This window comes from Bartonella fuyuanensis, from assembly GCF_014197255.1.
GTDB lineage: Bacteria > Pseudomonadota > Alphaproteobacteria > Rhizobiales > Rhizobiaceae > Bartonella > Bartonella fuyuanensis.
Window position 1 is genome coordinate 1 of sequence record NZ_JACIFE010000007.1, and the last position, 23,341, is coordinate 23,341.

Genomic DNA, 23,341 nt, shown 5'->3' on the forward strand with positions numbered 1-23,341 from the left:
TGATTCAAGATAAGCAGGTTTGAAATGAGAGAATCTTACGTTATTCTGGTCTTTAATTCCATATGAATAATGCTAAATTATCATTATAAATCAATGTGTTGGTGTTATCAGGTGGTTAGTATTAGCGTATTTACTTTCAATGATTAAAATTTTTCTTTATTGAGACATCGTTGAATATTCAAAACGAATCTGAATTCGGTAATTTAAAGTAAGAGATGGTGGTGGGAGGCTGACATTATTTTCATTTTATTTATGTTTTTTATTTTTTGCACTAGCCTTTTTGCTTTTCAGCGTATTGCTGTTTATCGGTTTTTTCCGGCTACTCTTTTTTATTTTCAGCAGATTAATGGAACAGAAGAAGTATGCTAGAGAGGTTGGCTGTATCCTTTCTAAATATTTATGCGTTTTTCTAAGATGAGTCTTTGGAAGCAAGAGTTATCTATGGAGTGGATGTATCGCAATGTGATTTCATTTTCTTATGAAAGTGGATCTGAGCGGAATAGGTTCACAAGGTTGGTGAAATTGTTGCTATAGCTCTCTCAAAAGCGATTTTTTTGTTCCTCTAGTGGTAATACTTTTTAAAGTTGCGCTTTTAGGTTTGATTTAGGTAAAAAGGCTTTGCCTGAGGTTTTGAAAAGCGTTCGGGAGAATAATAAATTTGTAAGATAATCAGCAAAATTTATCTTATTACAAAAGTAGAAAATCAAAATATTAAGAATAATGCAGAAGCGATAGAGAGTCCATCAAGGGCATCAGTTAGGCTAACGACATCAACCCTTGCTACAATGGCAAAAGCAGTAAAAGATAGCTTAAGTTAGTACAGTATTTCCCACAAAGAGGGTAAGGATAATATGAGTGCACTACTTATACAAAATAAAAGCAGAGATTGCTATAATAAAGTACGTTAATCCCTTTTTGTATTTATATACCAGTTATTTTTTATTTGATAGGAGTAGCTAGAAAATTCTCAAAGAGTTTGCACGATATTTTGAATTGGTTAAAGAGTATGATGGATTTTGGGGGGGCTTTGGTTAACGGTTATTAGACATAAAGAGGGCCTCGGTTGGTTTATTGGCTAGTGAGAAGCGTTAATAACGGTTTTTACTCTTTGTGAAACTTTTACGAGATCGAGAATCTTCGGTAAGGAAAAGTATTTTTATCTCTATTGCTTTGATGAGTTTATCGCATTAAAAATTATTAATATAGTATATCATATTTATTTAATATAATATAATCTTAACTACAATCTTTTTATTTTTTATTTTATGATATAAAGAATATATAATTTGTGCATAAATATTTTTTCTTTTTATAAAGAATTTTATCTTGAAATTATCTTAATATTTCCTTTTTTAGGCCGTTATTTTGCTTTCTTTCTTTATAAGATATTTCAAAACTATTTGCGGCTAGTATTTGAGATTTTTTGAGTGAAGAGAAAGAAAATGCGATTTTTGAGAATCTTTTTAAATACAGCATGTGCTGTATTTTTTGTATTTGAGCTAAGTTGGGCTCATCGTGTTTTAAATGTTGCAGAATCAAGAGAAGATTCAGTGATTGTTGCTTCTCAAGTTTCTGCTCGTCCTTATGAGAGTCTTATTCAGAAACTCGCTAATAAGTATAATGTTCCCGTTAATTTAGCTCATGCTGTTGTAAAATTTGAAAGTAATTATAAGGCAAGTATAAAGGGTGCTGCTGGCGAAATAGGTTTGATGCAAATTAAACCCTCTACTGCACGAGGGTTGGGTTTTAATGGTTCTGTACAAGATTTGTATGATCCTGCAACCAATCTTGAATATGGTATGCGTTATTTGGGGCGGGCCTATAAACTCAGTGGTGGAAGTACGTGTGGTACAATCCTTAAATATAACGCAGGTCATGCTGCAAAAAAAATGAATTCCATTTCAGCAAAATATTGTGCAAAAGTAAAAACTTATCTGGCTTCATTAAAGTGAAAACATTTTTTGAGAGAGGGTTTCTATAAAATATTTTAAGATGCTATTTTCATGGAGCAAAAAATATTTTATAAATTGATATATCAGTCGGCTGGGCAGCCGCGCTTGTCTAATACTTAAAGGTGGCAGGTGAGGAAAGTCCGGGCTCCATGGAAAGACGGTGCCGGGTAACACCCGGCAGGGGTGACTCTAGGGAAAGTGCCACAGAAAGTAAACCGCCTATTTTTATAGGTAAGGGTGAAAGGGTGGAGTAAGAGCCCACCGCGCATTCAGTAATGAATGTGGCAAGGTAAACCCCACCGGGAGCAAGACCAAATAGAAATGACGTGCAAGATTTAATTTGCAGCCGATTTCCGGGCGAGTCATTCGGGTAGGTTGCACGAGGCGGATGGTAACATCCGTCCTAGATGAATGGTTGCCATGTAAAGCATAAGCTTTACTATACAGAACCCGGCTTATAGGCCGACTGATCTTTCATGCTTAACGCGGTATTTTATTAAAATCGATTCCATATAGGCTTCTATAAGGGCGGTGTGTTTAAAATGGATACTTGAATAAAGAGTGTTAAAAAAAATATAACATTTTTTTAAGTATAATGCGTTAGAGTGTATCTTAGGATAACTTTATTTTTGTTCATTGGGATTAATATGAAAGTTGAAGGTTGAGTTATTCTGATATCAGTTGCCATGAGAAAGCTGTTACTTTGAAACAGCATAACTTCAAGATGGATTATTTTGACAAAACAAGATCAGAAAGCCGAACGCCATATTCCGGTGTTGTTGCAACCAGTCTTAGCTGGACTTATGCCATTGGTTGGAGCAAAAGTGATTGATGGAACTTTTGGTGCTGGTGGTTATACGCGCGCTTTGTTGAAAGCAGGGGCACAAGTGATTGCTCTTGATCGTGATCTTCATGCTATTCGCGCGGGACAATCGCTTGTTGATGAATTTTTTCCACGTCTTCGTTTGGTACATTTGACGTTTTCGCAACTAGATCGTGTCGTTGAAGAGAAGGTGGATGCAGTTATTTTGGATATTGGCGTCTCTTCAATGCAGCTTGATGAAGCAGAAAGAGGCTTTTCTTTTCAAAAAGATGGTCCATTAGATATGCGAATGGCTCAGACTGGTTTTACTGCTAGCGATGTTGTAAATCATTTAAAAGCAAGGGATTTAGCGCACATTTTTAAGATCTTAGGAGAAGAGCGCTATGCTGGGCGAATTGCACGGATGATTGAAAAGCGTCGTGTTGTTCAGCCTTTTTTGCGTACAGGTGATTTGGCGTATGCTATTGAAGCGTTGGTAGGGCGTAAGTCGGGAGATCGTATTCATCCTGCAACACGTGTATTTCAGGCTCTTCGTATATATGTTAATGATGAAATTGGTGAACTGGCGCGTGGTTTGTTTGCTGCTGAACGCGTTTTAAAAGCTGGAGGACGTTTAGGTGTTGTCAGCTTTCATTCTCTTGAAGATCGTATGGTCAAAAGATTTTTTTCGGCTCGTTCTGGAGAATGTATGAGATCACGCTATTTGCCTGAAATAAAGGCTGCTCCAGCAACATTTTTTCCTTTGGTTAAAGGTGGGATAACAGCAACTAAAGAGGAGTTACAGACAAATCTTCGTTCACGTTCGGCGAGATTGCGTCTTGGTGTACGGACTGAAGCAGATGCTCTTGCAGCAGATATGAAATTATTTGGTTTAGCAGAGCTTACCAGTTTTAAAGGTGGAAAAAAATGACAGTTTTTCGTACATTTGATATGATTTTAGTGATGATTATGATATGTATGGCAGGTCTTACTTATAAGGTAAAATATGATGTTCAAAAACGAATGAATGAAGTTCGTCATCTTGAGCATGAAATTGCTGCAGCAAAAAATATGGTGAGTTTGCTTCATGCTGAATGGGCTGTGCTGATAAAACCTTCACGCATGCAGGAGCTTGCGAAACGTTATCAAAAAAAACTTGGATTAGAAGTTATACAGCCACGGCAAATCGTAGAATTTAAAGACATTCCGGTACGGGTCCATGATCAAATTGAAGAAGTGATTAAACAAAATATCTTAGAAGATAATCAGGATATTGTGGCGAATAATCGGGCATCTCAGATGAATAGTGTTGTCTTAAAAGGCGCACAGTGATGAAATTGACTTTTTTATTCTCACAGAAGGAAAAGCTCTTGCAGGATTCATTGAAGAATTATAATGCTTCTGTTTGTCGTCCATATTCTAGTCGTTTACGTTTGCTTTTTTTGTTGTTCTGCTTTGTAATTCTGTACGGCATTATGGGGGCTTGCCTTATTTCTTATGGGTTCGAAGGTGGGCAGATTGAAGAAGCAAAGGGGCCAAGAGTTCTTCAATTGACAGCACGACCTAATATTGTTGATCGTAATGGCCGTTTATTGGCAACAGATATTAAAACTTATTCACTTTTTGCTGAGCCAAGACGTATTATCGATGTGGATGAAACAATAGAATTGCTCTCAACAGTTTTGCCTGATCTTAATTGGCAGGAAACCTATAAGCGCTTAAAAAGAAAATCTAGTTTTTCTTGGATACAGCGTGGGTTAACACCAATGCAGAAGACACAAATTATGGCTCTTGGTATTCCAGGAATTGGTTTTCGCACTGAAATTCGTCGTTTTTATCCCAATGGGCCTGTAACTTCCCATATTTTGGGCATGGTGAATGTTGATAATCAGGGCATTGCAGGTATGGAGAAATATATTGATGATGCGGGTTTAAGTGCTTTGCGTGCTGCTGGTCTTGCAACTGAAGAATCATTAAAACAAGTTCAACTTTCGATTGATGTGCGTATTCAGGCAATTGTTCATGATGAACTTATTCAGGCTATGAAGCGTTATAAGGCAATTGCTGCAGGAGCTGTTATTTTAAACATACATACGGGGGAAGTTTTGGCTTTAGCATCACTACCAGATTTTGATCCTGGAAATCCTATTGAAGCCTTAAAGAGTGATCGTTTAAATCGGATGACAGCTGGAACTTTTGAAATGGGATCAATCATTAAAAGTTTTACGACCGCTATGGCACTTGATTCCGATATTTTTCATTTAAACAGTATTATTGATGCTTCAAAGCCAATAAAAGCAAGTAGTGGATATACTATTCATGATTTTCACGGGAAAAATCGTCTCTTAACATTATGGGAGGTTTTTATTTATTCTTCCAATATTGGTTCTGCTAAAGAAGCATTAGCGCTAGGGATTGATAAACATCGTATTTTTTTGCAAAAGCTTGGGTTACTAGATAGACTCGTAACAGAGTTACCTGAAGTTGCTCATCCTATTGGACCCCATCATTGGAAGGATATCCATTCTATGACAATTTCTTTTGGGCATGGTATGGCAACAACACCCTTGCAAACAGCCGTTGCAGCTGCTGCTTTAATGAATGGCGGCTGGTTAATTTCACCGACATTTTTAAAACGGACAAAAGAGCAAACTTTGCCCCATACAAAACGTGTTTTGCAGGCCAAAACAAGTCAAAATATGCGTTACCTTTATAAGTTAAATAGTGATATTGGTTCTGGCCGTAATGCAAAAGTAGAAGGTTATCGTGTAGGTGGTAAGACAGGAACAGCTGAGAAAGTTGAAAATGGAAAATATTCCAAAACAAAAAATTTCAATAGTTTTCTTGCTGCTTTTCCGATTGATGATCCCAATTATGTTGTTTTAACAATTATTGATGAACCAAAGCCAGAGGAAGGAAAACGTGCAGCAACAGCAGGGATGAATGCTGGGCCAATGCTTGCTAATATTGTTCGTCGCACAGCTAGTTTTCTCGGTGTAAAACCAGATTTTAAAAAAGAATATGAGTCTTCTTTGAGTAAAAAGAGCAATTCAAGTTTCGTTAAAAAACGATAAAATGAATAGAAAGGTGTATCGTTATGTTGTTTGGAACAGTTTTTACAGAATGTCTTAACGATCATAAGCTTTCTTCAATGGAAATAACAGGAATTAGTGCAGATTCTCGACAAGTCTTACCAGGCTATGTTTTTGTTGCTGTTCAAGGGAAAAAAGGTGATGGAAGACATTATGTAAATGATGCGATAAAACGTGGAGCACGAGCAGTCGTTACAGATTGTAATGCTATTTTTGAGGATTTATCTGTTCCACTTTTGCGTGTTTCTAATGTTCGTCATAGTTTAGCATTAGCAGCTGCACGTTTTTACGGTTCTCAACCTGAAACGGTTGTTGCTGTGACGGGTACAAGTGGGAAAACATCTGTTGTCTCTTTTGTTCGTCAAATTTGGACTCATGTTGGATTTTGTGCTGCGAGTATAGGAACGGTAGGTGTTATTTCTCCTAAGCGGAATGTTTCTGCTTCTCTTACGACACCTGATCCTGTTGTTTTGCAACGTCTTCTTTGTGAAATTTTTCATGAAGGTGTGACTCATACAGCTCTTGAAGCTTCTTCACATGGGCTTGATCAAAGCCGCCTTGATGGAGTCCGTTTAACGGCTGGTGCTTTTACTAATTTAGGGCATGATCACATGGATTATCACGTGGGGGTGGAGGATTATTTGCGGGCTAAAATGAGGTTATTTGATACACTTTTGCTTGCATCTGCTCCTGCTTTGATTTTTGCTGATGATATCTATTCACAAAAGGTTATTGATGCTGTTACCCAAGCGCGCCGCCGTGTCTTAACAATTGGCCGTAAGGGGCAATTTATCACTATTAATCGTGTTGAGCATCAACGCTCAAAACAGCTTATTGAGTGTCGTGTAGAAAACAATCTTTATACATTTGATTTGCCTTTAGCTGGAGACTTTCAGGTGGCCAATGCGCTGATAGCGGCGGGGTTAGCAATTGTAACAGGTGTTTCACCTTGCAAAGTTTTTTCTGCGCTTGAAACTTTGCAGGGGGCTCCTGGTCGGTTAGAGTTTGTCGGCAAGACAGAAAATAATGCTCCCATTTATATTGATTATGCCCATAAACCCGAAGCTTTGGAGCAGGTTTTGCTTTCTGTTCGTCCATTTACTCAAGGGCGTTTGGTTGTTGTTTTTGGTTGTGGAGGGGATCGTGATCAAGGGAAAAGACCTTTGATGGGAAAAATTGCAGCGGATAAAGCTGATATTGTTATTGTCACGGATGATAATCCTCGCACAGAAATGCCAGAAAAAATACGCAAAGATATTTTACAGGCGGTGCCAACGGCAATAGAGATAGCAGATCGTGGTGAGGCTATTTCTTACGCGGTGCAGCTTTTGAAAGCTGGTGATCTACTCATCATTGCTGGAAAAGGTCATGAGGATGGGCAAATTATAGGACAGACAACATATCCTTTTTCAGATCGTCTGAAAGCGATGGAAGCTCTAGAGGATCGAAAGAGATGACAGCTTTATGGGATAAACAGGAACTTGTCTCTGCAATTGATGGTGCAGTAATTGGAAGCTTGCCAGAAAATTTTTCTGGAGTTTCCATTGATAGCCGGACTCTTGCAAAAGGTGATATTTTTTTCTGCATTAAGGGGCATCATCTTGATGGTCATGATTTTGCGGCGCAAGCTTATGCCCGAGGTGCAGGCGTTCTAATCGTTGCGGAGCACCGTTTGACTGATATGGAAAAAATATCTGCTCCATTAATTGTTGTTCCTGATGTTTTGCAAGCCCTAGAAAAACTTGCACAAGTCTCACGCAAACGCTCAAAAGCGAAGATTATTGCGATAACAGGATCAGTGGGAAAAACAACGACGAAAGAAGCTTTGAAACAAGTTCTTGCAACCGCTGGTAAAGTTCATGCGAATCTTGCTTCTTTAAATAATTGCTGGGGGGTTCCGCTTACTTTAGCGCGGATGCCTACGGAGAGCGATTATGGTATCTTTGAAATTGGCATGAATCATAAAGCTGAAATTCGCCCTCTGGTCAAGTTGGTTTGTCCGCATGTTGCTCTCATTACGCATATTTGTGCAGGACATATGGGTTTTTTTAAAGATCTTGAAGAAATAGCAGAGGCAAAAGCTGAGATTTTTGAGGGAATGGATAAGGAAAGCATTGCTATTCTAAATGCAGATAGTGATTTTTTTTCTTATTTCGTTCAAAAAGCAGAGCAATGCGGTGTAAAAAAGATCTTAAGCTTTGGTGAAATTGAAAATGCTGATTATCAAGCGCGTGATATACATCTTTTAACCGATAGTTCTTCTATGATTGTGCGTATTGAGGGGCGGGATAGGGAGGTTCAAATTGGTGCTCCCGGGCGCCATATTGTGCAAAATAGTTTAGCCGGTATTGCTGTTTGTGATGCTATAGGTGTTAAATTAGAACCTGTCTTTCTTTCTTTTAGCCATTTTTCTCCTCAAAAGGGGCGGGGTGTTCGTTATCAATTGTCTTTATCCAATGGGGGTAAATTTTATCTCATTGATGAAAGCTATAACGCTAATCCTGCTTCTGTGCGTGCTGCTCTTGAGCTTCTTGCTACAGGACCAGTAGGAGCGGAAGGAAGGCGAATTGCTATTTTAGGGGATATGCTAGAGTTAGGGGGATATAGTGAAAAACTCCATCGTGATTTAATAAAGCCTATACGTCTTTCTGGAGCTAATCCCGTTTTTTTATTTGGTGAGGCAATGAAATCTTTAGTTCATGATTTGTCTACTTATGTTAAGGTTTATTATGCTGAAAATATTGAGAAAATTTTTCCGCTTCTTTTGACAGAAATTTCTCCTGGGGATCTACTTATGATTAAATCATCTAATAGCCTTCGTTCATCAAATATAGTTACTGCATTATTGGATCGCTATAAAGCGGTTTCTTCATAGTTTTAAGAGGTTTTTTTGTTTCATGATGCTATTTTTTTCTTCGTTTAGTGATTGGCTTCCGGGGGTGAATGTTTTCCGTTATATTACTTTTCGCACCGTAGCAGCTATGCTTACTTCGGGGCTCATTGTTTTTTTATTTGGACCTAGTATCATTACTTCTCTTAAATTGCGGCAAGGTAAAGGACAACCGATTCGTGCCGATGGTCCTCAAACACATTTTAAAAAGGCTGGAACACCTACAATGGGTGGCTTGATGATTTTAATCGGCACTGTGATATCGGCTTTTTTATGGAGTAATTTATCGAATCTTTACTTTTGGGTATCGTTATTGGTTATGCTTTCTTTTGGGGCAATAGGCTTTTATGACGATTATCTTAAGGTTACGAAACAAACAGACAAAGGATTTTCTGGAAAAGCACGATTAAGCTTGGAGTTTTTTGTTGCAGCAATAGCTGCTTTTTCCATTCTGCAAGTTGGCTCATCTGGATTAGCTGTGCCTTTTTTGAAAGATTATTTTATCAATCTGGGCTGGTTTTTTATTCCTTTTTCTGCTTTTGTTATTGTCGCGATGGGTAATGCGGTTAACTTAACGGATGGGCTTGACGGGCTTGCTATTGTTCCCGTGATGGTTGCAGCTTTATCTTTTGCTCTAATTGCTTATCTTTCTGGTAATATGCATTTTGCTGATTATCTCCAAATCCATTATGTATCTGGAACAGGTGAATTGGCTGTTTTATTGGGCGCTGTTGTTGGAGCAGGCCTTGGCTTTTTGTGGTTTAATGCTCCACCTGCAGCTATTTTTATGGGAGATACTGGCTCGTTGGCTCTTGGAGGACTATTAGGGACTGTCGCGATTGCGACGAAGCATGAAATTGTTTTGGCTCTTATTGGTGGGCTTTTTGTTGTGGAAGCTTTTTCGGTTGTTATTCAGGTTGGTTATTTCAAATTAACAAAAAAACGGGTATTTCTTATGGCACCGATACATCATCATTTTGAGAAAAAAGGATGGACTGAAAGCCAAGTCGTGATACGCTTTTGGATTATTTCAATTGTTCTTGCTCTCATTGGTCTTTCAACACTTAAATTGCGGTGAGATTTTGATTTCTGTTGCGTGTTATAAAGGACAAAAAGTTGCGCTATTTGGTTTAGGGAAATCTGGATTAGCAGCAGCTCAAGCATTGATCGATGGTGGTGCGAAAGTAGTAGCGTGGGATGATAATTTTGCGAACGTGCAAACAGCCTTTCGACAGAATATTCCAACAAGAGATCTCCGTTCTGAAGACTGGTCAGAATTTGTTGCATTAATTCTCTCGCCTGGAGTTCCTTTAAATTATCCTACGCCTCATTGGGTTGTTGAAAAAGCACGAAAAAAAAATATAGAAATTATCGGTGATATTGAATTATTTGTTCGTGCGCGGAACCATTTTTTACAGCACTCTGGCTTTAGTGATCAAGATGTTCCCTTGATCGCTATTACGGGAACGAATGGGAAATCAACAACGACAGCTCTAATTGCTCATTTATTAGAACAAATGGGCTATGATGTGCAGATGGGGGGAAATATAGGAATAGCAATATTGACTCTTAAGCCGTTTGTACGAAAACGGATTTATGTGATTGAATGTTCATCGTTTCAAATTGATCTAACTCCCTCTTTACAGCCGACTATTGGTCTTTTATTAAATCTCACGCCTGATCATATTGAACAACATGGAAGTTTCGCTTGTTATGTGCAAGCAAAAAGGCATCTGATTGCTCAGGCTTCTCAGGCTTTTATTTCAGTTGATGATGCAGCTTGTCAGGTTTTGTATCAACAGTTGCTTCATGAGGGGAAGAAAATTGAGGCAATTTCTAAGGATCATTTTGTTGAAAATGGCTTTTATGCAGATGGGACGAAGCTCTTTTCTGTTCGTCAAGGACAGCGTCATATGCTTGCAGATCTCGCGTCTATGGTTTCTTTGCACGGCCGTCATAATGCGCAAAATGCCCTTATGGCATTAGCCACGTTGCAGGCTTTAAAAATAACTGATCCCTTAATAGAAAAACATTTAGCAAGTTATAAAGGGTTGGATCATCGTATGCAGCAAGTACGTAAAATTGGGGCGGTTTTATTTGTCAATGATAGCAAGGCGACAAATGCAGATGCGACAGCTCCTGCACTTTGTACTTTTAATAATATTTTTTGGATTGTTGGAGGACAAGCAAAAAAAGAAGGAATTGAGTCTCTTAAGGAATTTTTTCCTAAAATTCGGAAAGCTTATTTGATTGGGAGTGCAGCGAAAGAATTTGCTAGCATTATTGGATCTTCTTTTCCCTTTTCTATGAGTTTAACTTTGGAAAATGCGGTGCGTGAAGCAACTGTTGACGCAATGGGTTGTAAGGCAAAAGAGGTGGTGGTTCTTTTGTCACCTGCTTGTGCAAGTTATGACCAATTTAAAAATTATGAAGTGCGTGGCGAAGCGTTTGTCTCTTTTGTGATGCAGTTATAATAAAAAAAGCGTCAATTCTGAAAAAATATTTTTGCGTTAAGATTCCAGCATCTTTTTTTGTGTAGTTTAGTTTTTAAAGTGTTTGTTAAATAGGATAGGGAACCATATCACTTTGAGACAATTTATAAAACTGATAAGGTGAATGCCATGTTTACGCGTGCAGATAGAGATCCAATTGCTAATTGGTGGTGGACAATTGATCGCTCTGTCTTTGCAGCTTGCTTAATTTTAATGGGGATTGGCATTATGCTGTCTTTTGCTGCTAGTCCCTCTATTGCAAAAAAAATTGGGATTTCTGATAGTTTTTATTTTGTTCGGTGGCATATTATCTTTAGCATTTCAGCATTTTTTGTGATGGTTACCATTTCTTTTTTTTCGCTTCCTAATATTCGTCGTTCATGCGCCCTTTTATTTATTGTGACGCTTGTTTTTATGGTTGCAACCTTATTTTTCGGGCCAGAATTAAAAGGAGCACGGCGGTGGATTCCGTTATTTGGTTTTTCCATACAGGCTTCAGAGTTTATGAAGCCAGCTTTTGTGGTTATGTCCGCTTGGCTTTTTTCCGAACAGGTAAGGCAAGGGGGAATTCTAGGCTACATGTTAGCGATTGTACTTTATGTCATTTGTTGTGTGCTACTGATTTTGCAGCCTGATATCGGCCAAACATTTTTAATAAGCGCAACATGGGGTGGTTTGTTTTTTATTGCTGGTGTGCCTCTTATCGTTATTTTTCTCTTCCTCATTTTAGGTGCTGTAGGAATTGTTTTAGCTTATTTTTTTCTGCATCATGTGCGCGAGCGTATCAATGGTTTTTTAACAGGTGAAGGAGATACCTTTCAAGTGGATGTAGGACGTGAGGCTATTTTGAATGGTGGTTGGTTTGGGCAAGGTCCCGGAGAGGGAACAGTAAAACGTATCATTCCTGATAGCCATACGGATTTTGTATTTTCCGTTGCTGCTGAAGAATACGGTATTATCCTTTGTTTGTTAATTATGATGCTTTTTGGCTTTATTGTTCTGCGTTCATTATATATAGCAATGAATACCCGTGGTACTTTTATACGCCTTGGTATTACTGGCATAGCAATGATGATTGGCTTTCAATCAGCTATTAATATGGCCGTTAATCTTCACTTAATTCCCCCAAAGGGTATGACATTGCCTTTTATTTCTTATGGTGGTTCATCGATGATGGCAATTGCATTTTCGATGGGCATTTTGCTCAGTTTAACACGTCGTTGGCCAGAAGCGCGCCTTTCAGCTTTTTCTTCTTCTGTCTTGGATACTCCTTATGAATGATAAAAAAGTTATTGTTTTGGTGGCTGGTGGTACAGGTGGGCATCTTTTTCCTGCTGAAGCGCTTTCTGTTGAATTAAGGCGGCGGGGATACGATGTTCATTTGATAACAGATGAGAGAGCACGATTTTTTGTAAGAAGTTTTGATGAAGAACATATACATATCGTTTCATCGGCAACATTTACACGATGTCATCTCTTTTCTTTGGTAAAAACGTTTTGGATTTTGTTAAGGGGAATGAGGCAATCGTGGGCGTTATTTTCTAAATTACGTCCTGTTCTTGTTGGTGGTTTTGGGGGATACCCGAGTTTCCCTCCTCTTTTTATTGCGGTTTTAACGAGGCGTATAACATTTATTCATGAACAAAATGCTGTTATGGGGCGTGCCAATCGGGTGTTGGCAATTTTTGTACGTGCAATCGCTGGTGGTTTGTTGTTGCCAAAAGACGCTTATGCTCATAAAACACTTTTGACAGGGAATCCTGTCCGTGAGGCTGTGTTGAAGGCGGCTGAAATTCCTTATCGTTCTTCAGAGAGGAATAAACCATTTTATTTTTTGATTTTTGGTGGTAGCCAAGGGGCTTCTTCTTTTTCACAGATTGTTCCAGAAGCTATTGCTTTACTCGATGATAAAAACCGTAAACGCTTGCGAATTATGCAGCAAGTTCGGGGTGAAACTGAAGGGTTGATTAAAATCTACCGTGATATGGGCGTCCAAGCCGAGGTTGCTCCTTTCTTTGATGATATGGCTGAACGTATGGCACATGCTCATTTTATTTTGTCGCGTGCTGGGGCTTCATCCGTTTGTGAGATAGCGGTGATTGGTAGACCTGCTTTGCTTATTCCTTATCCTTATGCTTTGGATCATGATCAGGCAGAGAATGCAGCTCTGCTTGCTCGTGTGGGTGGTGCGCAAATTATATTAGAAAAAGATTTAAATGCACAAAGGCTTTCTTCTTTTTTAACGCAAGCTTGTTGCGCGCCACATTTATTGGAAAAACAAGCGCTTGCTGCAAAAAAAGTTGGGCAACCTCAGGCCACTCGTTACCTTGCTGATATGGCTGAATCCTTAATTGCAGGACGATTGTTATCAGATATAAAAGAGGAACTTTTTGATGAAAATGCCACTTGATATAGGTGTTATCCATTTTATTGGAATCGGTGGGATCGGCATGAGTGGAATTGCAGAGGTTTTTTATAATCTTGGCTATAAAGTTCAAGGATCAGATCAAGTTGAGAGTGCAAATGTTGAACGTTTGCGGAGAAAAGGAATTAACATTTCTATAGGTCACTGTGCTGAAAATTTGGGTAATGCAGAGGTTGTTGTTTTTTCTACTGCCGTTAAAAAAACAAATCCTGAGTATATTGCTGCAAAAGAAAGACATTTGCCGCTTGTCAGGCGTGCAGAAATGCTGGCAGAGCTCATGCGGTTTCGGCGCGCAATTGCGGTAGGTGGTACACATGGTAAAACAACGACGACATCAATGGTTGCAGCTCTTCTTGATGCTGGTCGTTTTGATCCCGTGGTGATTAATGGCGGTATTATTAATGCTTATGGTACGAATTCTCGGACAGGAGATGGCGATTGGATGATTGTTGAAGCTGATGAAAGCGATGGTACATTTTTAAAGCTTCCTGCTGATATTGCTGTTGTTACCAATATTGATGCTGAGCATTTGGATCATTATGAAAGTTTTGATGCTGTGCGTGAGGCTTTTCGGCAATTTGTGGAAAATGTTCCTTTTTATGGTTTTTCTGTTTTATGCCTTGACCATCCAGAGGTTCAGTCGTTGGTGAGTCGTATTGATGATCGTTGGGTGATCACTTATGGCGCAAATCCACAAGCAGATGTCCGTTTTTTTAATCTTTCGAAGGATGGTCAAAAAACGTATTTTGATGTTCTTGTTCGTTCCCGTAAGACAGGAAGAAAGATTGAGTTGAAAAATTTGCTTTTGCCCATGATAGGACATCATAATGTTGCCAATGCAACAGCAGCGATAGCTATAGCGCATGAACTTGGCATTTCAAATGAATTGATAAAGAAGGGCTTAGCGGAATTTGGTGGCGTAAAACGGCGTTTTACGCGAATAGGAAGTTGGCGTGGCATTGAAATATTTGATGATTATGGACATCATCCTGTTGAAATAAAGGCTGTTTTGCGTGCGGCACGTGAGAGTGCAAAAGGGCGTGTTATTGCAATTGCACAACCCCATCGTTATTCGCGTTTGTATCATTTATTTGCTGATTTTTCTGCTTGTTTTAATGATGCAGATACAGTGTTGATTACCCCTGTTTATGCGGCTGGTGAAGAGCCTATCATAGGATTTGGTTCACAAGAATTGGTCGAGCATATTAAAATGGCTGGTCATCGTGATGTGCGTTTGATACACGGTCTGGAGGACGTCGTATCTTTTATCTCAAAATTTGCTCAAGAAGAGGATTATGTTGTTTTTCTTGGTGCTGGCAATATCACACAATGGGCTTGTGCGTTGCCTCATCAGTTGTCGGGTTTTGATGATCATGATAAATTTTAAGCACATTGATGGTGAAGCATTGTTGGCACAAATGCAACCATTGTTAGGGAGTGTTAGAGGCAAGCTTACACCTAATGTTGAAATGCGTAAGGTAACGTGGTTTCGCGCTGGTGGATTAGCAGAGCTTTTTTATCAGCCTGTTGATGAAGCAGACTTGGCCCTCTTTCTTCAAAATTTGCCTGAATTTGTTCCTGTAACAATTGTAGGAATTGGTTCTAATCTTTTGGTGCGTGATGGAGGAATTCCTGGTGTTGTGATTCGTCTTTCGCCAAAAGGTTTTGGGCAAGTGCAGCAAATTTCTCCAAAACGTTTTTTAGTCGGTGCAGGTACGGCAGATAAACATTTAGCTGTCGCCGCTTTAAAGGCAGAAATTGCAGGTTTTCATTTTTATCATGGTATTCCTGGTAGTCTTGGGGGGGCACTCAAAATGAATGCAGGGGCAAATGGTGTTGAAACTGCAGCGCGTGTTGTTGAGGTCTATGCATTGGACCGTAAAGGAAAGCGTCATATTTTGAGTTTGAACGATATACATTATTCCTATCGCCATTGTGATGTTCCTGAAGGTTTTATTTTTACAGCTGCTTTATTGGAAGGAGAACCCGGGAATAAAGATGATATTCGTGCGGCTATGGATGAAGTCGCCCTCCATAGGGGAACAGTACAACCCATTCGTGAAAAGACAGGTGGATCAACTTTCCGAAATCTTGAAAATAGATCTGCGTGGCGCGTAATTGATGAAGCAGGGTGTCGTGGTTTACGAATTGGTGGTGCTCAGATGAGTGAAATGCACTGTAATTTTATGATTAACACAGGGCAAGCAACAGGCTATGATCTTGAAACATTAGGAGAAACAGTGCGGGCTCGTGTTTTTACACATTCAGCCTATCTTTTACAATGGGAAATAGAGCGTGTTGGTCAATTTGAACGCGGTCGAAGCGTTTCTTTTTTTGATCCATTTCATTGATTTTTTGTGCACTAAAAAGTGCAAATAAAAAATTGAGTCATTTCAAAGAGATAATAAAAAAATTCATTAAGAATCAATAAATTAACAAAGAATCTCTTGCATCAAGCTTTTGAGTCTGATTCATTATGCAAAATGCTAGGTTATTGATTCGCAAGGATAAACTTTGTTTTTTCTGTATGTGGTGCTGATATGTTCTATATGAACTACATATAGTATACAAAAGAGGGTGATTTGTTATGAAAGATAAACATATAGCTGTGTTAATGGGAGGTTTTTCTTCTGAACGGTCTGTAAGTTTGTCTTCAGGAGCGGCTTGTGCTGATGTTCTTGAGATGCAGGGATATCGTGTGAGTCGCGTGGATGTTGATGCTCGTATTGCTTCTGTTCTTGAGCGGTTGCAGCCAGACATCGCATTCAATGCATTACATGGTTCATTTGGTGAAGATGGTCGGATTCAGGGGATTCTTGAATATTTAAAAATTCCTTATACTCATTCTGGTGTGATGGCATCTGCTTTAGCTATGGATAAGGGACGTGCAAAAATTATTGTTGCAAGTGTTGGTGTTTGTGTTGCCCCTTCCCGTATCATGAGTCGTTTTTCTTTGGAGGGAGCACATCCTATGGAGCCTCCTTATGTGATTAAACCTGTGTGTGAAGGTTCAAGTTTTGGTGTTATCCTTGTCCAGAGAAATGAGACTGCACCGCCGCATCATGTTGGGGGGGCTGAATGGAGGTATGCAGATGAGGTGATGATTGAAAAATATATTCCTGGTCGTGAATTGACTTGTGCTGTTTTAGGGAATGAAGTGCTGGATGTGTGTGAAATTCTCCCTAGTCAGCCTTTTTCATTGTACGATTATGACTCAAAATATAAAACTGGTGGTTCTCTTCATATTTGTCCAGCACAACTTTCATTAAATATTTACCAAAGTGTGCAAAGAATGTCTTTAGCAGCACATCAGGCGATAGGGTGTCGAGGTGTTAGCCGTTCTGATTTTCGTTTTGATGAGAAAACAGGAGAATTGGTTTGGCTTGAGATTAATACGCAACCCGGTATGACATTGACGTCTCTTCTTCCTGATATTGCAAAAGCAAGCGGTCGTACTTACGGCGATATTGTTCAATGGATAGTGGAGGACGCATCATGTATGCGTTGAGTGTTGATAAAACGAATATTCCAATGGAGGTGCTTTCAGTGCCAACTTTTCCGCGTCTTTATCGTCGTTTTCTGCGGTTTATGTTTGAGTTTGTTTTTGCCAATATTCATATTCCACGCCATTTTGGTTCTTTTGCTGTTGTATGGTTTTTCTTTGTTACAGCTTTTTATGGATTTTCATCCAGTGGTCAGATGGCAGTGATCGTGAAAACGATAATTTCAGATATTGGTTTTGTGGTTACTGATGTTGATATAAGTGGTAATAAGCGCTTGTCGAAGCAGGATATTTTGAAAATTTTAGAACTTGATGTTGCGCCTTCTACATTCACTTTTGATGTTGAAAGAGTGCGCTCTCGTTTGGAAAAACAGGCTTGGATTCAATCGGCTAATGTTCAGAAGATTTATCCCAATAGAATGCGCATTTCTATTGTGGAACGTGAGCCCTATGCTATTTGGCAACATGATGGCATGATAGATATTATTGATAATACAGGTCGTGCCATTGTGCCCTTTAAAGGGGAAATTGTTCAGGGTTTGCCTCTTGTGGTTGGGCAGGGTGCACAAAATGCTGCTAAATTATTTCTTCAAGCGCTGTCAGTTTATCCGGTGTATGATCGTATTCGTGCTTTTGTACGGGTAGGTGATCGGCGTTGGGATCTTGTTTTGGATAATGGAGTGCGTGTTATGTTGCCTGAAAATGGTGCACTTGAAAGGCTTTCCTCTCTTATTTTGTCCGGTACAATGCAAGATCTTTTATCCCGCGATATTCTCAGTATTGATTTACGTCTTGTTGATCGAGTTACTGTTTCTTTATCAGATGAAGCATTTGGGCGTTATCACGCTACTGTAGCAGAAGAAGAGCATATTTTAAAAACGCGAAAGGCAGGAAACCTATGATGTTGCTTAGATCACATCATCGGGGGGGGCGTAAAGCACGTTTTTTAACGGTTCTTGATGTCGGTTCAAGTAAGATTGTTTGCCTTATTGCTTGTTTGCGTCCTTTGAAGCATGCGCATTATTTGCATGGTCGTACGCATTCTATGGAAATTCTAGGTTTTGGAGTGCAGCGTTCACGCGGTATTAAATCTGGAATTGTGATGGATATGTTCGCCGCCGAGCAGTCAATCCGTTTGGCTGTTGATGCGGCAGAGAAAATGGCTGGTTTGGTGGTAGATTCAGTGATTGTGAATTTTTCCTCAAGTCGATTGCAAAGTGCTTTGATTAATGGAATGGTACATTTGAATGGTCGTGAAGTCACAAAGCGTGATATGCGTATGGCCTTTTCAAATGTTTCACGTAAAGCTTTTGATGCGGAACGTCATGTTATGCATTCGATTCCGGTTTCTTATGTATTGGATGGCGATAAAGGAATTTCTGATCCTGTCGGCATGGCAGGAGAAATATTTGGTGTTGATATGCATGTTGTAACAGCGGAAACGGCATCTTTGCGTAATTTAGAAACTTGTATTAATCGTGCCCATTTGAGTGTTGAGGCAATGGTTGCCACTCCCTTTGCAAGTGGTCTTGCAGTCTTGATGAATGATGAGGCACATTTAGGAGCTGCCTGTATTGATTTTGGTGGTGGAACAACAACATTTTCAGTGTTTTTTGAGGGAAAATTTGTCCATGCAGATGCTCTTGCTGTTGGGGGGCATCATGTCACCCTTGATGTTGCGCGTGGATTCTCTATGTCACTTACAGAGGCGGAACGTTTAAAAGTTGTTTATGGTTCAGCACTTTTAACAAGTGCAGATGAGCGGCAAATGATTAATGTAGCGGAAATTGGGAGTGAACAGCATGAAACTCAATATCCTCGTGCTGTTCTCGGTCGTATCATTCGTGCGCGTGTTGAAGAAATTTTAGAGATGGTTCGTGATTGTTTAAATCGTTCTGGTTTTGGTTCCATCATTGGTAAGCGCGTTATTTTGACTGGGGGAGCAAGCCAGTTAACAGGATTACCAGAAATGGCACGTACTATATTAGGAAGAAATGTTCGTATTGGGCGGCCTTTAGGTATTTCGAGGCTTCCTTCTCTTGCAAAAGGGGCGGCGTTTACATCTGCTGTTGGGTTGTTAATTTATCCGCAATTGGTGGGTTTAAAAGAAAGAACAATGCAGACAGCAGGAAATCATTTATCGATGGGCACACGAGGGTATTTCCAGCGTGTTGGTCAGTGGTTGCGTGAGAGTTTTTAGTTAAGTCTAGTTGGATAAATTAAATTTCATCGCTTTGGCTGGCGGTGTCTATGAGAAGGAAAAGAAAATGACGATTAATCTGCATCGGCCAGATATCGCGGAATTGAAGCCACGCATTACCGTTTTTGGTGTTGGAGGTGGTGGCGGGAATGCCGTGAACAATATGATTAATGCTGGTCTTCAGGGAGTTGACTTTGTTGTTGCAAATACGGATGCGCAAGCTTTGGCTATGTCAAAGGCTGAACGTGTTATCCAACTTGGTGCAGCTGTGACAGAAGGTTTGGGTGCTGGTGCTTTACCAGAAGTTGGACAAGCTGCTGCAGAGGAATGTATTGATGAAATTATCGATCATCTTGCAGATTCTCATATGGTTTTCATTACTGCTGGTATGGGTGGAGGAACTGGAACAGGGGCTGCCCCCGTTGTTGCTCGCGCAGCGCGTGAAAAAGGCATTTTAACCGTTGGTGTTGTGACGAAGCCATTTCAGTTTGAAGGGGCCCGTCGTATGAAAACGGCAGAGGCTGGTATTGAAGAATTACAAAAGTCTGTCGATACATTGATTGTTATTCCCAATCAAAATCTTTTCCGTATTGCCAATGATAAGACAACTTTTGCTGATGCTTTTGCTATGGCTGATCAAGTGCTTTATTCTGGAGTTGCTTCCATTACGGATTTGATGATTAAAGAAGGCTTAATTAATCTTGATTTTGCTGATGTTCGTTCTGTTATGCATGAAATGGGCCGAGCTATGATGGGAACTGGTGAGGCATCTGGAGAAGGGCGTGCTTTGGCTGCTGCTGAAGCTGCTATTGCAAATCCATTGTTGGATGATACCTCTATGCGTGGGGCGCGTGGTTTACTGATTTCTATTACAGGTGGTCGTGATATGACTCTCTTTGAGGTTGATGAAGCTGCTAATCGTATCCGTGAAGAAGTAGATGCTGATGCGAATGTGATCTTTGGAGCTATTGATGATGAGTCCTTGGAAGGTGTTATTCGTGTTTCTGTGGTTGCTACCGGTATAGATCGTGAGATTAGTGATGTGGTTCAGTCATCTCATCCTCAGCTTCAAAGGCCAACCTCTTCAATGCGCAAAAGCGATTCTGGAATGCCACATAGTTCTTTTCACGTTCAGTCATCGCCCCTGCGTTCTGAGTCAATGGTAGAAGTGATTGAAGCACTTGAAATAGAAAAGGGTAAGTCAACAGGCGAACCATTTCGTCCTAAAAGTCAAATTTTTGCACATCCTGCAGAAGCAATTACTACGCGAAGTACGCCGAAAACGGTTTCTTATAGCTCAAATGTTGTGCAAGAGCAGATGTTAAATGTTCCACGTATGCAAGTAAGCCGCGGTTCTCAACAGACTATGACAGTTCCGGTGAGTATGGAGGCAACAGCGCATGTTCTTGATGAGATGACAGGAGTTGTGAAGCAAAAAGAAAAGCAAGTGCAACAGACGCAAGTGCGCTCACCAATGCGTATGCCTGAGTTAAAGGATTTTCCTCCTGTTGCTCATAGACAAAATCAACGAACATCTACAACCGACCAAGGTCCTCGTAATCTTTGGCAGCGTTTGAAACAGAGCTTGACACATCGTGAGGAAGTAGAGCCAGAAGCGAAGTTGGAACCTGCTGTAAGATCGTCTCAGCAGCAAGAGTCTCACATTTACAATAAAAATCCTCGGGCGCTTTCTCAAGATGCTTCTGTTTATGTTTCACGTCATTCTAGCGAGTTGCATCCTCAGTTGCCTCAAGAACAGCGTACTTTTATAAGTGAAGAAGATCAGTTGGAAATACCAGCATTTTTGCGTCGTCAGGCAAATTAATTGATAAAAAATGGGGAAAAGTAAAAAATGTTACTTCTTTGCGAATGAGTCAAAAATTATACAGTCAAATATACTGCTATTTTAGAGTAAGATACTTTAATTTTAAAAGCCCGCTTATAATTAAAGCGGGTTTTTTATTATTTACTATGAATCTTATTTTTATAGTTTTATAAATTTTATCAAAAAAATGTAAAAGCAATTCAATTAAAGTGATATGACGAATTTGATGCCAAAATATCAGTATACCCTTAAAAGAGCAGTGACCTTTAAGGGTATTGGGGTTCACAGTGGTTGTTTATCAGTGATGAAGATTTGTCCAGCGGATGTTGGGTGTGGTATTATTTTTAAGCGTCGTGGCTTAGACGGAACAGAGAAAATATTTCAAGCTCATGCATCGCAAACAGGAGAAATTGAGTTATCAACGGTGCTTGGAGGTGGAGATGTAAGAGTTGAAACAATTGAACATTTAATGGCAGCGATTGCTGCTTATAATTTGGATAATCTTGTTATTGAAGTGTCACATAATGAGGTTCCTATTTTGGATGGTTCAGCGCAGCTATATTGCCAAGCTTTTGAGGATGTTGGCATTGTAAAGCAAAATGCATTACGCTCCTATTTCATTATAAAAAAGCCGTTGCGGGTTGAAGGAGTTCATAGTTTTGCAGAGCTTTTGCCATTTTATGGACGTCGTTTTGATATAACGATCTCTTTTCCTTCTTCTGCTATTGGTAAGCAACATTTCAATTTTGATCTTACTACACAAGGGTTTCGAGATGATTTATCACGTGCGCGTACTTTTGGTTTTATCAAAGATGTGGAAAAATTACGACTTTCTGGAAAGGCAAGGGGCGCTTCTTTGGAAAATTGTCTTGTTATTGATCTTAATGACAAAATTTTAAATCCCACTGGTCCTTATTGGGAGAATGAATGTGTTCGGCACAAGATGCTTGACGCAATTGGTGATACCGCCTTGCTTGGAGCGCCTTTTATTGGCTTATTTCGTTCTTATTGTAGTGGACATAGAATTAATACGCAATTGGTGAAGGCTGTTTTGGCAGACGAATCATATTACGAAAAACGCTTTTTAGAGCAAGAATAAAAGAAAGTTGACAAGATTTTTTATGGTTTATTTGATTTTTTAAGGGAATGATTGACCTAACCGGTTAAATTGGTTATGTGGATTTTGAAAGTGATATAGTATAAAAACTTTTATAAATTGTTTTTGCTACAGGACGATATTTCTCTGGAGGCTGGGAAAGCTATGAAAAAATCTTATGTGTGCATTGGAAATACGACATATAGAAAATCTAACATTGTACGCAAGATATTGGGAGTGGTACTTTTGGGAAGCACTTGTATGCTAACGGGATGCCTCTTTAAAGGAAAAGATGCCCTTGATCCGTCTGCTTATGTTTTGAAAATAGATCCACCAGATGTTTTGTATAACCAGGCGCTTGCTAGCCTTGAGAATGGGCGGCTTGGGGATGCATCAAAGAAGTTTTTGAAGATTGAGAAACAGTATGCTTATACAGATTGGGGCCGTAAATCTTTAGTCATGGGTGCTTTTACAAATTATCGACTCGGAAAGTATGATGATTCAATTAGCATGGCTCAACGCTATATTACTCTTTATCCAGGGGCGGATGATTCGGCTTATGCGTACTATATTATCGGCCTTTCTTCTTTCCGTCGGATTCCTGATGTTACGCGTGATCAACGTGATACGAAGCGCGCTATTGCTGCTATGCAGCTTCTTATAGAGCGCTATCCAAATTCTGAATATGTCCAAGACGCTAAGGATAAAATACGTTTTGGGCGCGAACAGCTGGCTGGTAAAGAAATGCAGATTGGTCGTTATTATGAAGAGGGGCAGCGCTACCTTGCTGCAAGTAGAAGGTTTCGTACCGTGGTGGAAGAATATTCTGATACAAATCAAATTGAAGAAGCGCTTTTCCGCTTAACGGAAGTTAATCTTGCTCTTGGCTTAAAGGCGGAAGCACAGACTGCAGCAGCTATTTTAGGACGTAATTATCCCAAAAGTGAGTGGTATAAATTTTCTTATGATTTATTGCAAAAGAATAAAATATTGCCACAGGAGCATAAATCTTCTTGGATCTCACATGCTTTAGGTGGTGATAAGAATAGGGCACGTTGATTTTAT

General features: G+C 39.6%; 18 protein-coding genes and 1 other RNA gene. All 19 read left to right on the forward strand.

Annotated features, from left to right (window positions below; translation table 11 throughout):
* Window positions 1–1,442 precede the first annotated feature (1,442 nt).
* The 19 genes from GGR08_RS04030 to GGR08_RS04120 all read left to right on the forward strand — a co-directional run bounded on the left by GGR08_RS04030 (window position 1,443) and on the right by GGR08_RS04120 (window position 23,335).
* Window positions 1,443–1,952: a lytic transglycosylase domain-containing protein gene (locus GGR08_RS04030; RefSeq protein ID WP_183194107.1), complete on the forward strand. Its 510-nt coding sequence runs from the start codon at window positions 1,443–1,445 to the stop codon at window positions 1,950–1,952.
* An 83-nt stretch (window positions 1,953–2,035) separates the two neighbouring features.
* Window positions 2,036–2,426, forward strand: an RNA gene (rnpB, locus tag GGR08_RS04035) — RNase P RNA component class A.
* 260 nt (window positions 2,427–2,686) lie between these two features.
* Window positions 2,687–3,685 (forward strand): 16S rRNA (cytosine(1402)-N(4))-methyltransferase RsmH, encoded by a 999-nt coding sequence (gene rsmH / locus GGR08_RS04040; protein WP_183194108.1) that lies wholly within the window; start codon window positions 2,687–2,689, stop codon window positions 3,683–3,685.
* Window positions 3,682–4,086 carry a cell division protein FtsL gene (ftsL, locus tag GGR08_RS04045; RefSeq protein ID WP_183194109.1) on the forward strand — a complete coding sequence of 135 codons (405 nt, stop codon included), beginning with the start codon at window positions 3,682–3,684 and terminating at the stop codon, window positions 4,084–4,086. The genes rsmH and ftsL overlap by 4 nt, the downstream gene beginning before the upstream one ends.
* Window positions 4,086–5,828: a peptidoglycan D,D-transpeptidase FtsI family protein gene (locus GGR08_RS04050; RefSeq protein ID WP_183194110.1), complete on the forward strand. Its 1,743-nt coding sequence runs from the start codon at window positions 4,086–4,088 to the stop codon at window positions 5,826–5,828. Before ftsL ends, GGR08_RS04050 begins: the two co-directional genes overlap by 1 nt.
* A 23-nt stretch (window positions 5,829–5,851) precedes the next feature.
* Window positions 5,852–7,303 (forward strand): UDP-N-acetylmuramoyl-L-alanyl-D-glutamate--2,6-diaminopimelate ligase, encoded by a 1,452-nt coding sequence (locus tag GGR08_RS04055; RefSeq protein WP_183194111.1) that lies wholly within the window; start codon window positions 5,852–5,854, stop codon window positions 7,301–7,303.
* On the forward strand, window positions 7,300–8,721 hold the full coding sequence (locus GGR08_RS04060) for a UDP-N-acetylmuramoyl-tripeptide--D-alanyl-D-alanine ligase (RefSeq protein ID WP_183194112.1): 1,422 nt from the start codon (window positions 7,300–7,302) through the stop codon (window positions 8,719–8,721). Before GGR08_RS04055 ends, GGR08_RS04060 begins: the two co-directional genes overlap by 4 nt.
* A gap of 22 nt (window positions 8,722–8,743) precedes the next feature.
* Window positions 8,744–9,814, forward strand: a complete 1,071-nt coding sequence (gene mraY, locus GGR08_RS04065; protein ID WP_183194113.1) for a phospho-N-acetylmuramoyl-pentapeptide-transferase — start codon at window positions 8,744–8,746, stop codon at window positions 9,812–9,814.
* Window positions 9,815–9,818: 4 nt separating this feature from the next.
* Complete coding sequence (gene murD, locus GGR08_RS04070) at window positions 9,819–11,210, forward strand: UDP-N-acetylmuramoyl-L-alanine--D-glutamate ligase (protein WP_183194114.1); 1,392 nt, start codon at window positions 9,819–9,821, stop codon at window positions 11,208–11,210.
* A gap of 147 nt (window positions 11,211–11,357) precedes the next feature.
* The gene (locus tag GGR08_RS04075) at window positions 11,358–12,509 is read left to right on the forward strand and encodes an FtsW/RodA/SpoVE family cell cycle protein (protein WP_183194115.1); all 1,152 of its coding nucleotides are present in this window, start codon (window positions 11,358–11,360) and stop codon (window positions 12,507–12,509) included.
* Window positions 12,502–13,638, forward strand: coding sequence for an undecaprenyldiphospho-muramoylpentapeptide beta-N-acetylglucosaminyltransferase (murG, locus tag GGR08_RS04080; protein WP_183194116.1), 1,137 nt, complete (start codon window positions 12,502–12,504; stop codon window positions 13,636–13,638). The genes GGR08_RS04075 and murG overlap by 8 nt, the downstream gene beginning before the upstream one ends.
* Entirely contained in the window at window positions 13,622–15,040 is a 1,419-nt protein-coding gene (gene murC, locus GGR08_RS04085; protein ID WP_183194117.1) for a UDP-N-acetylmuramate--L-alanine ligase, read from the forward strand. The genes murG and murC overlap by 17 nt, the downstream gene beginning before the upstream one ends.
* On the forward strand, window positions 15,027–16,004 hold the full coding sequence (gene murB, locus GGR08_RS04090; protein ID WP_183194118.1) for a UDP-N-acetylmuramate dehydrogenase: 978 nt from the start codon (window positions 15,027–15,029) through the stop codon (window positions 16,002–16,004). Before murC ends, murB begins: the two co-directional genes overlap by 14 nt.
* Before the next feature lie 236 nt (window positions 16,005–16,240).
* Window positions 16,241–17,161, forward strand: coding sequence for a D-alanine--D-alanine ligase (locus GGR08_RS04095; RefSeq protein WP_183194119.1), 921 nt, complete (start codon window positions 16,241–16,243; stop codon window positions 17,159–17,161).
* On the forward strand, window positions 17,149–18,057 hold the full coding sequence (locus GGR08_RS04100) for a cell division protein FtsQ/DivIB (RefSeq protein WP_183194120.1): 909 nt from the start codon (window positions 17,149–17,151) through the stop codon (window positions 18,055–18,057). Before GGR08_RS04095 ends, GGR08_RS04100 begins: the two co-directional genes overlap by 13 nt.
* Complete coding sequence (gene ftsA, locus GGR08_RS04105) at window positions 18,054–19,355, forward strand: cell division protein FtsA (RefSeq protein ID WP_183194121.1); 1,302 nt, start codon at window positions 18,054–18,056, stop codon at window positions 19,353–19,355. Before GGR08_RS04100 ends, ftsA begins: the two co-directional genes overlap by 4 nt.
* 67 nt (window positions 19,356–19,422) lie before the next feature.
* On the forward strand, window positions 19,423–21,180 hold the full coding sequence (gene ftsZ / locus GGR08_RS04110; protein WP_183194122.1) for a cell division protein FtsZ: 1,758 nt from the start codon (window positions 19,423–19,425) through the stop codon (window positions 21,178–21,180).
* A 214-nt stretch (window positions 21,181–21,394) separates the two neighbouring features.
* Window positions 21,395–22,279 (forward strand): UDP-3-O-acyl-N-acetylglucosamine deacetylase, encoded by an 885-nt coding sequence (lpxC, locus tag GGR08_RS04115; RefSeq protein ID WP_183194123.1) that lies wholly within the window; start codon window positions 21,395–21,397, stop codon window positions 22,277–22,279.
* 162 nt (window positions 22,280–22,441) lie between these two features.
* The gene (locus tag GGR08_RS04120) at window positions 22,442–23,335 is read left to right on the forward strand and encodes an outer membrane protein assembly factor BamD (RefSeq protein ID WP_183194124.1); all 894 of its coding nucleotides are present in this window, start codon (window positions 22,442–22,444) and stop codon (window positions 23,333–23,335) included.
* Window positions 23,336–23,341 lie beyond the last annotated feature (6 nt).

Excerpts from the sequence above, each read along its gene's own strand:
- ftsA (WP_183194121.1), top strand. The coding sequence starts at position 18,054 with ATGATGTTGCTTAGATCACATCATCGGGGGGGGCGTAAAGCACGTTTT.
- GGR08_RS04055 (WP_183194111.1), top strand. The coding sequence starts at position 5,852 with ATGTTGTTTGGAACAGTTTTTACAGAATGTCTTAACGATCATAAGCTT.
- mraY (WP_183194113.1), top strand. The coding sequence starts at position 8,744 with ATGATGCTATTTTTTTCTTCGTTTAGTGATTGGCTTCCGGGGGTGAAT.
- murB (WP_183194118.1), top strand. The coding sequence starts at position 15,027 with ATGATAAATTTTAAGCACATTGATGGTGAAGCATTGTTGGCACAAATG.
- ftsL (WP_183194109.1), top strand. The coding sequence starts at position 3,682 with ATGACAGTTTTTCGTACATTTGATATGATTTTAGTGATGATTATGATA.
- GGR08_RS04060 (WP_183194112.1), top strand. The coding sequence starts at position 7,300 with ATGACAGCTTTATGGGATAAACAGGAACTTGTCTCTGCAATTGATGGT.
- GGR08_RS04050 (WP_183194110.1), top strand. The coding sequence starts at position 4,086 with ATGAAATTGACTTTTTTATTCTCACAGAAGGAAAAGCTCTTGCAGGAT.
- ftsZ (WP_183194122.1), top strand. The coding sequence starts at position 19,423 with ATGACGATTAATCTGCATCGGCCAGATATCGCGGAATTGAAGCCACGC.
- GGR08_RS04100 (WP_183194120.1), top strand. The coding sequence starts at position 17,149 with ATGTATGCGTTGAGTGTTGATAAAACGAATATTCCAATGGAGGTGCTT.
- GGR08_RS04095 (WP_183194119.1), top strand. The coding sequence starts at position 16,241 with ATGAAAGATAAACATATAGCTGTGTTAATGGGAGGTTTTTCTTCTGAA.
- lpxC (WP_183194123.1), top strand. The coding sequence starts at position 21,395 with ATGACGAATTTGATGCCAAAATATCAGTATACCCTTAAAAGAGCAGTG.
- GGR08_RS04030 (WP_183194107.1), top strand. The coding sequence starts at position 1,443 with ATGCGATTTTTGAGAATCTTTTTAAATACAGCATGTGCTGTATTTTTT.
- GGR08_RS04075 (WP_183194115.1), top strand. The coding sequence starts at position 11,358 with ATGTTTACGCGTGCAGATAGAGATCCAATTGCTAATTGGTGGTGGACA.
- murG (WP_183194116.1), top strand. The coding sequence starts at position 12,502 with ATGAATGATAAAAAAGTTATTGTTTTGGTGGCTGGTGGTACAGGTGGG.
- GGR08_RS04120 (WP_183194124.1), top strand. The coding sequence starts at position 22,442 with ATGAAAAAATCTTATGTGTGCATTGGAAATACGACATATAGAAAATCT.
- murC (WP_183194117.1), top strand. The coding sequence starts at position 13,622 with ATGAAAATGCCACTTGATATAGGTGTTATCCATTTTATTGGAATCGGT.